This window comes from Colwellia sp. MB3u-8 (assembly GCF_014076985.1).
Classification (GTDB): Bacteria; Pseudomonadota; Gammaproteobacteria; order Enterobacterales; family Alteromonadaceae; genus Cognaticolwellia.
In genome coordinates this window covers 1-15,116 of record NZ_JACGVA010000070.1, presented here as the reverse complement: position 1 = coordinate 15,116, position 15,116 = coordinate 1, and the positions used below count along the sequence as shown (strand labels likewise).

Here is a 15,116-nt window from a genome sequence, read left to right as displayed (position 1 = left end):
TTATAGTGCAATTAGAGTGCTATATTAATCATTCATTAACTCAGGAGTGAAGCACAAAGCTTAAGCCAAAAAACAATAAATGGACTAATGGAAAAACCCAGATCACTGAGTTTTTATCACCACATCATCGCTGTGGAGTACCTATTTACTTATTTACCTCTTTACTTAGGGCAAAAAAAAAGGCGTGACTACACACCCTTGATTTTACCCCAAATTCTCTCGACAGCAATACTATTTGAGCAACAAGCCGGTTTCCCAGCTTCTCCCCTAAGGCCCGCGGTTAGTATTTAACAAATACCACATTTGATAATGCCGGCACAGTAAAACCTTTTTCATCGGCTTTACTCTGCTTTAGCAAGGCATCCAGGCTATTTTGTTGGATGGGATGAAGTTGATAATCCTTAGCTTGAGGGTAAGCGAATGTTTGTGCTTTAGTACTGGTATTAAAAATCACCATTAAACTTTCAACATTTGCATCAACGCTTTGGCCAAGTGTGTCATCTATTTTCATCACCAACAAACCTAAGGCTTGATTAGCCATTGAATGCTGACTTAGGTTAAGAAAACTCACCTTGGCTATAATATCCTCGGCGGTTGTTAATCTAAATAATGGCGAGCTCATGCGCAGCGCTATCATCTCTTCAAATATCTTAGCGCTAAAGCCAATGTCTTGAGCGCTAACCTGATCTCGCCCTTGATGACCTTTACGTACTTGGTTAATTAACGGCCAGTTCTCTTGGTCTTTATCACTGGGCGGCAAACCAACATGGTAATAATTTTTATGCTGAGAAAAATCAACACGATTAAACCAATCGCCATAGTCATAACTGTCTCTAAGAAAAGATTTTGAGCGCATAAATTCACTGCCCATATGCAAAAAGGGAATACCTTGAGCATAAAGAACAAACGACAAGCTTTGTAAATGCATTCTAACGCGATCAGCGGTTGAAACATCAAAGGCCAAACGATACTGGCTGTTATCCCACAGCGTTTGATTATCATGCTTTGAAACATAATTAATAGTATCAGCAGGGTCTAAGGCGTAGCCGGTTGGCTGGTCGCCATAAGGAATATCTTTGCCGAGTATCGCTTTACCCTCAATAAGATAAAGCGGAAAGTTTGATAAATTCCCCGTTAAACCAATGCGTAGCTGATCCATGCGAAGATGGTATGCTTGCAAATTATTTTTTTGTGATGAAATGCTTTGTGTTTGACGTTCGTTTGGCTGCATCAGTAAACCATTACCTAGCCCTTGTGAATCGCGCGTATTATTACCACCGCCACGCACTGCATCACGCAATCTGTCGCTATAAGTACCAATTTCACTGCCGCCTAGCTCTAGTTGACTGGCTTGAACAAAGCGAGTGTTGTTCGCAACTTCACCAAAGTTCCAACCTTCTCCATAGAAATAAGTATCCGCATCCACTGCTCGCACCGCTTCTCGCGCTGCCAGCATGGCACTTTTGGTTTGATGACCCATCAAATCAAAACGAAAACCATCTATTTTATAATCACGCGCCCAAGTCACCAATGAATCTGACATTAACTTTGCCATCATCACCCGCTCGGTTGCGGTATTGCCACAGGTGTGACAGGTTGACTGTTCGACTTCACCTGTGATGATATTAAGCCGGTGATAATAATGGGGCACAATTTTATCAAGCACTGACTTTTCTTTTAAACCAAATTGATAAGTATGATTATAAACAACATCCATAATGACGCGAAAACCTAAGTGGTGAATACTTTGCACCATTTCACGAAACTCAACTAAACGGCTTTTACCTTTTGGACTGAGTGCATAACTCCCCTCGGGTACCGTGTAATGAAAAGGGTCATAACCCCAGTTAAAATTATCAAATTGACGCAGTTCACTCACGATTTTTTGCGCTTGAGCACTGCTAGCATCGAAACTAGCCAGTAGTGATTTCAAACTTTGTTCTTCACTGAAATCATTTAAATAAGAAAAATCAGTGCTACAAATATGGCTAGTTGGCGCAATATCACATACTTTTACCTTTACTTGAGCAACAGTATCATTGATATCTACCGACTGACTGTCGTCTTCATTAATCGTGGCTAAATCGTAAGTGGGCAGTAAATGAATATTGTTTAAGCCCGCTTTTTTCAGGGCCTTTAAATGGCGTATGCCACTGGAATTTTGCTCGCTAAACGCTTTGTATTTGCCTCGAAATTTATTATTCGACAGCGCATTATCATCCGCGCTAAAGTCTCTAATGTGCGTTTCATAAAATATATTATCTTCAATATTTTCAACCTTAGGCACAGTCTGGCTTTGCCAGTTAAGCGGTTGTGTACTAGCATCATTTAAATCAACTACCTGTGAATATTGACTATTAACAGACAAGCTGAGTGAATAGGGGTCTGTGGTGATCAGTGTTTCTATTTTCTTTGATTGAGGATGATAAACAGTGACTTGGTATTGATAGTAAGCGCCATTGAGTGAGCTATCGCCAACAACAGACCAAATACCAGACTTGGTATCTTCAAGCATTGTTAGGCTAGAGGTGGATGAGGGAGATAAATCGTTATTAAAAAGTAATAATGTCACCTTTTGCGCTGTTGGAGCCCATAACTTAAAGCTCACGCCATTTTCAGTGATTTTTGTGCCTAAGTTTGTTTCTTCATTGGCATCATTGTCACCTTGCGTATAAAGGGCGTCTAACACCGCGCCCGTTTGTACAAAATGTACATCTTGTGTTTGCTTACTTTGCGCCCCCCCAATAACCACTAATGGCTGCTTTAACCATTTTTTAGCTTGCGAAGGTAATAACTCAACTTTATAGGCTTGAAAATCAGCAAGATGTGGGAATTTCTTCATTAAATAATCAGGTAAATTAACCGCTAATAAATCAAGGGCCGCAAAATCTGCTTTTGCTAGCTTGAGTAACTGGTAATCTACCTGCTGGTTAGTTTTAGGCATAACCAATAAATTTGGTGTTAGCCAGTGAACTGAACTATCACTCGCTTGGGCAACTAGCTCAGCAGGTACAAGTGAATTTGCTTCAGCTACCGCTGCAAGCGAATTGCTCTTTTTCGACTCTTCACTGCAAGCCGTTAAAAGCAGCGCAGCAAAACATGATGCATAAATAAAAAGTGATCTAGGGTGCTTTTTCATTGTGGCCAATCTAGTAAGTTTTCCTTGCCCTTAACTTACTTGTTAAGGGCATATAAAAAAACCCATTTTGCTATTTTGCATACGTATTCAGTTTAATATTACCCGTTAGTATGGCTACTGTATGACTGCTATATGACTACTGAGTATCATTGAAGCTGCTGATTCAACTTGAATACGTCAGGTTAATTTGAGGAGTATAGTTTGAGCTGTGTCAGTTAAAGCTGTGTCAATTAAAGCGGTGTAAATTAAATCAGCTTATTGCTATGGCGTTGACGTAACCATAAAATGGTCTGGCTCAAGCCGGTCTCTGATCGGACTAAAACAATTTATACCGCGTTATTCATTTTCTCATCAACATTCTTATCACATTCTCATCAACGTCTCATCAACAGAGTGACCTACTTATTTTAATAACTATCCTTGCATACGTATTCAATCGATTTTTCGGATAAATACATCGAGTGAATACGTATGCATACGCTATTCATCTGCCAGTCAGGCCTTTATATTAAAGTTGTTCAAAAGTTACCGTCTTTTAGCTTTATTTAACCAGATGACGTGACAAGACTAATAAAAAATATAATTATAAAGCTAATGGGAAATGGCTTATAAAAATTAATTAATAATCAGCCAGGGGAACCTTTCAATGTTAAATTTTAAACCAAGTAAAATGACGTTAGCGTTAATTTCAAGTGGCCTTATCGCCTTAAGCACACCAACGTTTGCTGCTGAAGAAGTTGCCGCTGCTAAAAAGAATGACGAAAAAGAAATTGAAGTTATTCAAGTGAGTGGCTTTCGTAAAAGTATTGTCGAATCTATCAACCTTAAGCGTTATTCATCAAACGTAGTTGAAGCTATTTCAGCAGAAGATATAGGTAAATTGCCAGATTCTTCAATTGCTGAATCCATTGCTCGTTTACCGGGTCTAGCAGCGCAGCGTGTTGATGGCCGTGCGAGCAAAGTCAGTATTCGTGGTTTTGGCGAAAATGAAAGTGGCACCACCTTAAATGGTCGTGAGCAAGTGTCTATTGGTGATAACCGCGGCGTTGAATTTGACCTGTACCCCTCTGAAATTATGAGCGGCGTTACCGTTTATAAAACACCCAATGCTAGCCTTGAAGGTGAAGGTATTGCCGGTGTAATCGATTTACAAACCATTAAACCATTAGACCAAGACGGTCGTGTTATTCAATTTAATGGTACCTATGAAAAAACCAGTTTTGATAAATTAAACCCTGATGGTGATGATGATGGTTTAAAAGGCACCTTCTTCTATATGGATCAATTTGCTGATAATACCTTAGGTGTCGCTTTTGCCTACACCACCATGGGCTCGCCTAACCAAGAAAAACGTTGGAATGCATGGGGTTATCCTGAATTTGAATATGAAGATGGTTCAAAAGGTTCTATCTTAGGGGGTGCTAAGCCATTCGTTCGCTCATCTAACTTAGAGCGTGACTCAGCGATGTTAGTGATTGAAGCTACGCCAACTGATGACATAAAAATGACCTTTGATGCCCTTTATGTCGACTTTTTAGATACCAAAATTTTACGTGGTATTGAAATACCTTTCGCATGGGGTCAAGGTTCTATTTCGCCTGATACCGCGGTAATTGACGCGGCAACAGGCTTTGTTACCAGTGCAGTCACACAAGATCAACGCGTTGTAGTACGTAATGACTATGAAGAACGTGAAGCACAATTAATGTCATTGGGTTTTAATACTAACTGGGCAGTAACCGATGGTTGGATATTAGATTTTGATGTCGCTTATTCAAAAGTTGAACGTGACGTTTACAGTGTTGAAAGTTATGCTGGTACGGGTCGTGGTGATAGTCGAGGTGCTGGTGATGACTTAGGCTACACTTTTAACTCAGGCAATACCGGTGCTACCTTCGCTCACGGCTTAGATTATAGCGACTACAACCTAATGCAACTAGGCGGTCCATTAAGTTGGGGTTGGAGTGGCGCATTAAATGACCAATATGGCGTTACCGGTACTGAGTACGAAAACCAATTACAAGATGGCTTTATCAATACCCCAAACATTGATGATGAGCTCATGTCATTAAAGTTTGCCGCTAACCAAGAGCTTGAATCAAACTTCATCACTGAAATTACTTACGGCGTTGCTTATCGCGAACGTCAAAAAACCAAGCAGTCTGAAGGTTATTTCATGACCTTAAGTGATTTTTCTCTTGATAATCCAGGCATGAAAGTTGTACCTGAAGCATACCGTGAAGGCACCGCTAACTTAGACTTTATTGGTATGGGCGATATGATCGCTTATGACACTATGGGCTTAATCAAAGATGGTTATTATAACCTAATGCAAGAAAGCTTAACTAACTCAACGCATGCCACTAAGTCTTGGATGGTCAATGAAAAAGTGATGTCTGCTTTTGTACAAGCTGAAATATCTTCTGAAATTGCGGGTATGCCATTAACCGGTAATGTGGGTGTGCGTTATGTTTATACCGACCAATCGTCACAAGGTAATGCTTTTAACACCGTTGATGATTTAGTGGTGACTCAACCGGCTGACGTGAGCCATGACTATAGTCACTTTTTACCGAGTGTAAACTTGTCAATGCAAATTGACGATACTCAAACATTACGCTTTGGTGCTGCAAAAACTATTTCTCGTGCGCGTTTAGATGAAATGAATGCGTCATTTAACGCTAGCTATAATCCAAATCAACCTGATGGGGAAGGTAACTACTGGAGTGTTTCAGGTGGTAACCCTTCACTTGAGCCAAAAGAAGCCATTGGACTTGATTTATCTTATGAAAATTACTTCAGTGCTGAAGGTTACTTTTCCGTAGCACTATTTCATAAAGACTTACAAAACTGGATTTTTGACGGTACCTACGCCGTTGACATGACCGGTGTTTCAAACCCTGCAACAGGTAACTTACCTGAAAACACAGAACACACAACAGGCACAGGCACAGGTAAAGTCAATGGTGGTGAAGGCACGCTTTGGGGTTATGAATTATCGGCAACTTTACCTCTTAACATGCTAACAGAGCATCTTGATGGCTTCGGAATTATTGCGAGTTATACTGGCATTGAATCTGATATGAAAGATCAAAATGATAATGACTACGAGTTACCTGGTTTATCTAAAAGTATTACCAGTGCGACCTTTTATTACGATAAAAATGGTTTCTCTGCCCGTGCCAGTATGCGTAAGCGTGATGCCTTTAAAGGTGATGTTTACGGCCTAGGTTTCAATACAGTACAAGTTGATATTGTCGGTGAAACTATTGTTGATGCACAAATTGGTTATGACTTCGCTGAAGCTGGTTTTGAAAGCTTAGAAGGTTTATCTATCTTCTTACAAGGTTATAACTTAACTGAAGAGCCATTCACCTCATTACAAGGTGACAATGCACTACAAGTACGTGATTACCAAGACTACGGTAGCTCTTATTTATTAGGCTTTAGCTACAAAATGTAATTTTTTAGTCTAGTGCGATAAAGTAAAGCCCTTGTGATAATCTCTTGCAAGGGCTTTTTTATTTAACCTACATTGGTATCACGCTCGAGAAATATTATGCATAAAAATAACACTCAAGGTCAGATAAAAAATATCGTTATTGTGGGCGGTGGTACCGCTGGATGGATGACAGCTTCACTACTCGCCAAAGTACTAGGTAAAACCCTCAATATTACTTTAGTTGAATCAGATAACATTGGCATTGTTGGTGTTGGTGAAGCCACCATACCTCCTATCGTTAACTTTAACAGCGCTGTTGGCATTGATGAAAAAGAGTTTATTAAAGCCACTAAAGGCACAATGAAACTGGGGATAGAATTTAATCACTGGCATCAAGACGGTGAGCGCTATATGCATGCTTTTGGCAGCATAGGAAAAAAGTTTCCTTTTTGTGATTTTCATCATTTCTGGCAAAAACATCAACAATTACAAAGTGGCAGCGACAATATTGACGGTAACAGTTTCTGGGATTATTCCTTAAACTACCAAGCCGCTAAGCAAGGTAAGTTCGCGCCAATTAAACAAATTCCCAATACCAATTTACCTGGGTTAGCCTACGCTTATCACTTTGATGCCGGTTTATACGCTAAATTTTTACGTAAACACGCAGAGGGCTTAGGGGTAAAGCGCATTGAAGGAACGATTACCGACATAGCGCAAGATGATAAATCAGGCGATATCAACAGCGTAACACTTGAAGATGGCACCAGTATTAGTGGTGATTTATTTATTGACTGTACGGGCCTAGCGGCTATTTTAATAGAAAAAACACTCAGTACCGGTTATGACGACTATTCTCACTGGTTGCCCTGTGATCGTGCCATCGCCGTGGCTTGTGAAAAAACCGATAATATTGAAGCTTACACCCGCTCAACTGCTCATAAAGTTGGCTGGCAATGGCGCATTCCACTGCAACATAGAACAGGAAATGGCTTAGTTTATGCCAGTAAACACATGAGTGATGAAGAGGCTAAAGCGTTATTACTCAAAAACATTGACGGTAAAGCGCTAGCCGAGCCAAAAATTATCTCATTTCAAACCGGTCGTCGCCGTAAACAATGGAATAAAAATGTTATTGCCATTGGTTTATCTAGTGGCTTTTTTGAACCCTTAGAAGCCACTAATATTCACTTAATTCAAACGGCTGCTACGCGCTTAGTTAAATTTTTTCCTCACCAGGGTATTAACCTTGAAGAAGTTAACGAATTCAATCGTCAATCAAAGGTGGAGTCTGAAGGTATTCGCGATTTCATTATTTTACATTACAAACTCAATAACCGCGGCGATAGTGAATTTTGGCGGGCTTGTCAGCGCATGGATGTACCTGAGTCATTAATGAATAAAATTCAGTTATTTAAAAAAACAGGGAAAGTATTTTGTCAGCCTGACGATTTATTTACTGAAACAGCATGGCAACAAGTCATGATAGGTCAAGGTAATATACCCGAAGATCATCACCCATTAGTGGATACCTTATCAGAAGAACAGGTAGATGATTTAATGAAAAATTTAAAAATCTTAATCAATCGCACGGTAGAAAAAATGCCAAGCCACGATGATTTTTTACACTCACTATAAGCGTGTTGGGTAACAACACGCATTAAAAAGAAAAGACCTAACGGTTATCGCTGATAAAGGTTACTTCATGGTAAAGAGATCAAAGACACTCAAGAGGCGGGGATGACGCCATTAGTCCCTAAAGGTGATACATCAGGCAGTGAGAAAAAAGGCATATTTAATCGTTCAAATTTTACCAATGATAAAGAGAGTGATGTATATTTTTGCCACAACAATAAGCAATTAACGCCCAGAAAAACTAAGACAAAAATCGTGATATATACCCGTGTTCAATGAAGATGCTTGATTTTTCATTCGAAGAGGATCAAGCTAGTCGCCAATGAGTATTGAACTTACACCCGCATTAAAGTCAGCTTTAAAATTACGACATAGCAAAGTTCGTGATGGTTATGAGCGTGACCGTATAAAAGCAGTTTTATTACATGTAAAAGGCTGGACTATCACCATGATAGCTCAGGCATTACTTGTTCATGAAAGTACAATATCTCGCCACCTTAATGATTTCAATTAACTATGCCACCGACAATTAACTATGCGACAATTAACTATGCCACCCATGATAATTCTACGTAATAATAATGCTCTGAAACACGGCTATCCATTGGTCAACAACAATGCCTGTACTTCATATGCTAAGCCTTTGTATATCGATTTTTATATATTTTCATTAAATGAGTGAATGTCAGGCAAGCGGTACTTGCCACCCAAAGGTAGCTGTATTTTTCTTGCTGTCTTAGCATCTAGTTAAGTTTAAGCGCTATTCAAACAAGCTTGGGCATTTGCTTTACCGTGTGCTCGCTTTAAACCCACGTGTTCAGTAAATTCACACAAATGCTCTGCGGTGCCCACCGCGCCAGTGAATATACCTTCAAAGTTTGTGGTGAGTTTGAGCCAACTTTCATCGCTGATGTGAAGTCTTGACAGTATCTGTGCGGTTTTAGTATCGATAGCGCCTCGTTTATCTTCTCTTATTACGCGACCTGTTTCATCTACTAGGGTTAAGTAATCCTTCAAGCTAAAGCTGATACCTGAGGTTTTCTCTTGATGTTCATTGCCAATAAAGGCTAATAACGTTGTAGGCTGCTTGCCCTTTATCGCCGCTTTGATACGTAGCTGGATGCTGGTAAAACTCGATTGCTCAGGTGTTGGCGCAATGCCCGCACGGACTGGATTTAAATCTACATAAGCCATACAAGCGAGTAATGCACCTTCATCGAGCAGGGCTTGAGATTTGAAGCGTCCTTCCCAAAAGTGGCCAGTACATTTGTCTTCTTTATTGGCTTGACGAGCAATAGGCTCATTTAAAGCGCGCATAAACCAACTGATATCGATTAAGCGCTGCTTATAGACCTGCGCTGTTTCTTCAACCATTTTGAATTCGAATTCAGTTAATAGTTGTTCTCGCTGATATTTTCTGGTCAACAAGGTGCCTTTAAACAACTTATGCCAACGAGACAGTACATCTAGCGTAGTCCAGTTTTTAACTTGTTCACTATCAACATGAAGGACTAAATGTAAGTGATTATTCATGACAGCGTGAGCACAAATATCAATAGCAAACACCTGAGATAATTGAAAAATACGTTTTTCAATCCAACTACGTCTATGCTCATAGCTGACACCCGTTGCTTTATCAACACCACATAAAAAGGCTTTTCGAACGGTTTGACTGCAAATATGATAATACGGCGTATCAGATAAACTGATTTGTTGTGAACGAGGCTTGGGCATAACAATCACCACACTTAAAAAGGGTAAATTAAGTGTAGTTTATTGTTAAAAAAACAAACAAGTTATTATGGGTGGCTTAATAAGTGGTAATGGGTGGCTTAATAAGTGGTAAGTGGTGCTACGTTTTATTTAATAGGACTAGGTTTAGAAACCTGTTCCATTAAGTCATTATTCCATTTTCCTTCTACCGATACATGCGCTAAAGCACCCAACATAACAGCTTCAATTAAATTATGGTTAACATAAGCATAACTACCAGGTTGTTTAAAGGTATACATTGCTGCAACAGCTGAACCGCCAAGTACTGACCATGTTTCTTGATTAGTGATCGGTGTGTCATTAAATGAACCACCTGGCCATACAAGATCGCCGTGACCACCAATCAAATGGATACGGGTATCACGATTTGCTTCTGAATGTAGGAATAAAACCGTTTCACCCACTTTGGCTGTCATGGCATTTTCACCCGTTAAAGCACCCACTTTGCCATTAAAGGTAATATGTGTCGGAATTAAATCTCGCATTACAGCCATAGTGTCAGCCATGCCCTCTGCAGGTGAGTTATAACGTTTGTATTTACCATGGTCATCTTTAGGCACATACCAATCTTGCTCGCCGATATAATAGGCTTTGTCATAGCTTACAGATTGACCCTTTTCATCTTTTAAACCTTCACGAGGTAAAATCATAATAGCGCCATTCATACCTGAAACAATGTGGAATGGAATCATTACACCACCTGGTGCACAATGATAAACAAACACACCCGCTTTAGTGGCTTTAAAACGAAGTACAACTTGTTCGCCAGGAGATACATCGGTTAAAGCACCACCACCCAAAGCACCTGTTGCCGCATGAAAATCTATGTTATGGAGAAGTGTATTTGTTTTAGGATTTTTCAGGGTTAGCTCCACATAATCCCCTACATGCACGACAATCATTGGACCCGGGTTTGAACCTTCAAAGGTCATTGCTTGGACAAATGCGCCTGGTGATATTTCCATCTCTTTTTCAACCACTTCCATGGTCATGGCAATAATTTTAGGGCCACCCTTAGCCACTTGCTCATGCTTAGGTAAAAATGGTGGTGCTACTAATATTTGTGTTACGCGCTCAAGTCCTTGCGCCTGTGATGCAAGGCCTACTTTAGCGGTATCAAGTGTCTCACCAGCATATGACCCTGCCGAAAAGGCTACCAGTGTTGTCGCAACTGCGATACTTAGGGCTAATTTTTTAAAAGGATTCACATTATGTCTCCAAGGTTTATTATCAATTACGTTATAACCAACGCTAAGTCGTAACCATACCTCAAAACTTTTATATATCATTGATTTAGATCAAAAGAGCCATTAACACATCTAAATCATCTAAACGACATTGGTAATGCATTTTATAACGCCCAAATAACAAACTAAGTAAGTATTGGCTAAAATGTTTTGTTTTCGTTGATTTGCCTGTTGTGTGCTTTTTGCAACATTGCCGTAGTGTAGCCATCAGAAAAATGAAAATAGACAGCAACTAAGAATAGAAATATTTGGAATATACCTAACTCGAAACTCGGCAAGACATACTGAATGAAATAGCTTACCTCACACCAAAACCCCAACAAGTGAGGTTAACTTCAACTTATCGCCAAAAATAAAGCTAACAGAGTGGGCGTTGTGGATAAATTACAATAATTAATTCTCTGTTAATATTTTTAATGCAATATAGTGTTTAAGACGAGCATCAGTCATTCAGACAGGCATTTGATTTCATGGTAACTCAATGAATATATGGTGGCTAAGCGAACTATTTATGGTGATAAATCTTAGTCAGCTGACCTAAGAAGTAACCGATAGCTAGCTTCCGCTCAACACATAGCATTGTGAGCTTCCAACTTTAGTTGATTTTGCCTATTGTCTTTCCATATTTATTGAGATGCTTTCAACTTTATTCAGCGGCTACTTCAGGCCAGTTTATTTTTGAGCCATCAAGACCATTTTTACAGCTCATGGGATCATTGCCTTTATAGTTTCTACAGCCCCAAAACTCGCCATTTTTACTGGCACGTAACACCATATCTGCATTACATTTTTCACAAGTGGGTATGACATTTTGACATGATGGATTTAAACAAACTTTAAAGCCTTTATGACGTTTTTGGCTCATGGGGCTTGCACAGTTAGCGCAGGGTTGTTCTGTATGCTCGCAGCGCGGAAAGTGTGAACAGGAATAAAAAGCGCCATACTTACCGGCTCGTTTTTTTAATCTGCCGGTTTCACAAACCAGGCAGTTTAGCTGGTCAATAAATGCTTGGCTGGTGGCACTGCCAAATTCATCCAGCTCAAGGTCAAGGCTATGTTCATCGATAAGCTCTTTAACAAAGCAACTGGCATGGCTCATATCGGCAATAATATAAACTCTGTCTTTAGCTCTGGTTAGCGCCACATAAAATAATCGCCGTTCTTCTGCATAAGCAAAAGCTTCTTTTTTAGCGAGCAGTGCATCAAGCAGTGCGGGTGTTGCTTTTTCAGAGGGAAAGCCATGCGCGCCTTTTTTCAGTCCGATAATAATAACATAATCAGCCTCTTTGCCTTTTGAAGCATGAAAAGATTGCGCTTCAATGTTTAATAGCGAGTATTGATTATTTAACTGCTTTAACGCTGTTTTACTGGGTAACTGAAACCAAAAACGCGCCAGTAAGTAAACACTCACTGGCTGAGATACTTTAGCTGAAATAGCGGCTAAAACATCGTCAACAGCGCCATTGTCCAGCTCATCAATCACCTTGTTGTTTGATGAGTTAAAAGCCGCATTATCACGTTTAAGTAGTGAAACCGCAGGGGCTTGAACCTGTTTAAACGCGTTAATATTTTTATGAATTTGTGCCGGATTTTTACCAATAAAATTTGTCGCGACTTTGCCAATTTGATTATTAAAGCGAAAGGTTTTATCTAATACTGATTGCGTGGTGGCGCCAAAATAATCAGCAAAACCTGTGGTTAACCTCAGGTCTGCACCACTAAAACGATAAATAGCTTGCCAGTCATCACCAACGGCAAAAATTGAACAGGCTTTATTATTATCACGTAATGCTTTAACTAATCGTGCCCGTGGCGCTGATATATCTTGAAATTCATCCACCATAATATAACGCCACGGCGATTTAAATTGCCCTGTTTGAACATAAACTAGCGCTTTATTGATCATATCTTCAAAATCAATTTCTGCTTGGCGTGTTAAATGGGCCTCATAGGCAGTTAAAATGGGCTTAAGTAACACCAGTGCCTTGGCGGTTTGCTGTGGATCAGCTGAGTTGGCAATAACCTTATCTTTTAAGCTACGCTCTAACCCGCCCTCTAAGGTAGCGTCCACATCAGCCGCTTTATAAAGCCCCACTAACTGACAAAACAAGCTAGCGAGTACGGTTATTCGTCCACTTTCTTTTAAACTTTCCAATATCGCTTCATCGGGCAGTAATTCAATGGCAATTTTTTGGTGAGTAAAAAACGCTGCTAACGCGCTAATTAACCGCCCTTGTTTATGCTGCGCGTAGCTTAATTCAAGACAAGGAGTTTGATAATGCTGATGAGTATTGCGCTTCCATGTTATCGCCTCATGGTATGCCTTTTTATCAATATAAGGCGCGGTATTACCTTGCTCATCTATAGCGTAATATTCAATATAAACATTCAATTCAGGCAGAAAAAAGTTTGGTTGATATTGCCTACGCGCTATGGTTTTTAGCTTGTGTGCATAGCTAGCCTCATATTGGTATTCTATACCGTGATTAAATAACCAATTGGCAATAGTGAGCTCAGCAAAGTTTTTAACCTTATCGCCTTTTAAACTACGAATATCATTGTCGGTTAAATATTGGTAGTACTCACCTAAGCTATTAAAATCAAAATCGTTTCGCTCAACGTAATAGTACTGAGTGAAATATTCGATGAGCAAATATCGATACTGAGCATGCTGATCAATTAAGCGTTCAAAACAGCTTTGGATCCACTTAGCCTTAGTTTTTTCATCTGTGGCTAATACCGACAAGCTAGGTTTAACCCCTTCCACCTGAGCAATAATATTTAGGCCTAAACTATGAAAAGTTGTCGCACTTATTTCAGTAGTCGCCAGTTTGTCTTTTATTCTTTCATCCATTTCGTCAGCGGCTTTACGGCCATAAGCCAGTAATAACATTTCACTAGGCTGCGCTTGTTGGCTATTAAGTAAATACCCGGCCCGCCCCACCATAACACTGGTTTTGCCTGTGCCAGCGCCCGCTAACAGCAAATTATTATCATTGTCGATAATACAAGCTCGGCGCTGATGTAATGTTAAAGGATTGGACTCAACATCATCAAAAAAGTGTTGATGAACTTGCAGCTGCCGCTTGATATAGCGTTCACGACAATCATCTATATCCGGCGCTTGCCAATGTTGGTAATGGTTAAGCAATTGCAGTTTTTCAGTCACCATTGCTTGTGCTTTACTGTTGTTGATCCAAGGAAACCAACGTGTAAACTCTTGATTAACGGTTAATTGAACGCGTTTAATAGTCGATTGTCGTAGATATTGCTCATGGGTGATTTTTTTTATCGCACTTAATAAGGTATCAAGCCGTTGCATGTTAGCGCCGACCCAAAATTGCTGACAATGACCCTGCTGCATAAGCCTTGAACTATAAGCTAGCATAGTAAAAACGTAGTTTTTATTGGCCGTTTTTAAGGTAACGATTTGCCCAAAAAAACTGATACAAAACATTGGAGGGGCTAGAAGATCTTGCCATTTAATTTCGATTAAACTGTTTTCAACATCAAAAGACAAGCCAATTTCATTGATATTAATTGTCGTGTTTTTACCCATAAAACGGCCAAAAACACTTGAAGGGATATATTTCATTTACAACAAAAACCTAACACTAAAGAGATAAAAGCGGGAAAGAACTTATTCTAACATTAGTCATGTCAACAGCTAGGAATAAAAAGCACTAGGCCCTTTGTAGGGGGGATTTTAGTCCAACAAGTTAAATGAAATTTAACCATTAACAGCACAAGTACCAATAAAAAATAATACCCGCGATAGCTGTTTGTTAACCCATAACGTTAATTGCCCGCTAAGCAGTTGACAGACTAAAGTCCGTCCTACAAAAATCAAAAAAAATTCACAAAAAAAATCAAAAAAATC

8 protein-coding genes are annotated in these 15,116 nt (G+C 39.6%); 4 read left to right on the top strand and 4 right to left on the bottom strand.

The window, feature by feature from the left end:
* Positions 1-280: 280 nt before the first annotated feature.
* Positions 281-3,139 (bottom strand): pullulanase-type alpha-1,6-glucosidase, encoded by a 2,859-nt coding sequence (pulA, locus tag H4J54_RS15155; protein WP_182191851.1) that lies wholly within the window; start codon positions 3,137-3,139, stop codon positions 281-283.
* A 646-nt stretch (positions 3,140-3,785) separates the two neighbouring features.
* On the opposite strand from pulA, the gene H4J54_RS15150 reads away from it, so the two are divergent.
* From H4J54_RS15150 to H4J54_RS19805, 4 genes are all read left to right on the top strand, one after another.
* Positions 3,786-6,602, top strand: coding sequence for a TonB-dependent receptor (locus H4J54_RS15150; RefSeq protein WP_182191850.1), 2,817 nt, complete (start codon positions 3,786-3,788; stop codon positions 6,600-6,602).
* Between the two features lie 96 nt (positions 6,603-6,698).
* Positions 6,699-8,219 (top strand): tryptophan halogenase family protein, encoded by a 1,521-nt coding sequence (locus H4J54_RS15145; RefSeq protein ID WP_182191849.1) that lies wholly within the window; start codon positions 6,699-6,701, stop codon positions 8,217-8,219.
* A 102-nt stretch (positions 8,220-8,321) separates the two neighbouring features.
* The gene (locus H4J54_RS19810; protein WP_182191848.1) at positions 8,322-8,495 is read left to right on the top strand and encodes a hypothetical protein; all 174 of its coding nucleotides are present in this window, start codon (positions 8,322-8,324) and stop codon (positions 8,493-8,495) included.
* A gap of 43 nt (positions 8,496-8,538) precedes the next feature.
* Complete coding sequence (locus H4J54_RS19805; protein WP_182191847.1) at positions 8,539-8,730, top strand: helix-turn-helix domain-containing protein; 192 nt, start codon at positions 8,539-8,541, stop codon at positions 8,728-8,730.
* A gap of 239 nt (positions 8,731-8,969) precedes the next feature.
* Here the strand turns inward: H4J54_RS19805 and H4J54_RS15130 are convergent, their stop codons facing one another.
* From H4J54_RS15130 to H4J54_RS15120, 3 genes are all read right to left on the bottom strand, one after another.
* Positions 8,970-9,950, bottom strand: a complete 981-nt coding sequence (locus tag H4J54_RS15130; protein ID WP_182191846.1) for a transposase — start codon at positions 9,948-9,950, stop codon at positions 8,970-8,972.
* A 125-nt stretch (positions 9,951-10,075) separates the two neighbouring features.
* Positions 10,076-11,197: a copper-containing nitrite reductase gene (nirK, locus tag H4J54_RS15125; protein ID WP_310650178.1), complete on the bottom strand. Its 1,122-nt coding sequence runs from the start codon at positions 11,195-11,197 to the stop codon at positions 10,076-10,078.
* Positions 11,198-11,882: 685 nt separating this feature from the next.
* Entirely contained in the window at positions 11,883-14,831 is a 2,949-nt protein-coding gene (locus H4J54_RS15120) for a UvrD-helicase domain-containing protein (RefSeq protein WP_182191844.1), read from the bottom strand.
* Between the last annotated feature and the right edge of the window lie 285 nt (positions 14,832-15,116).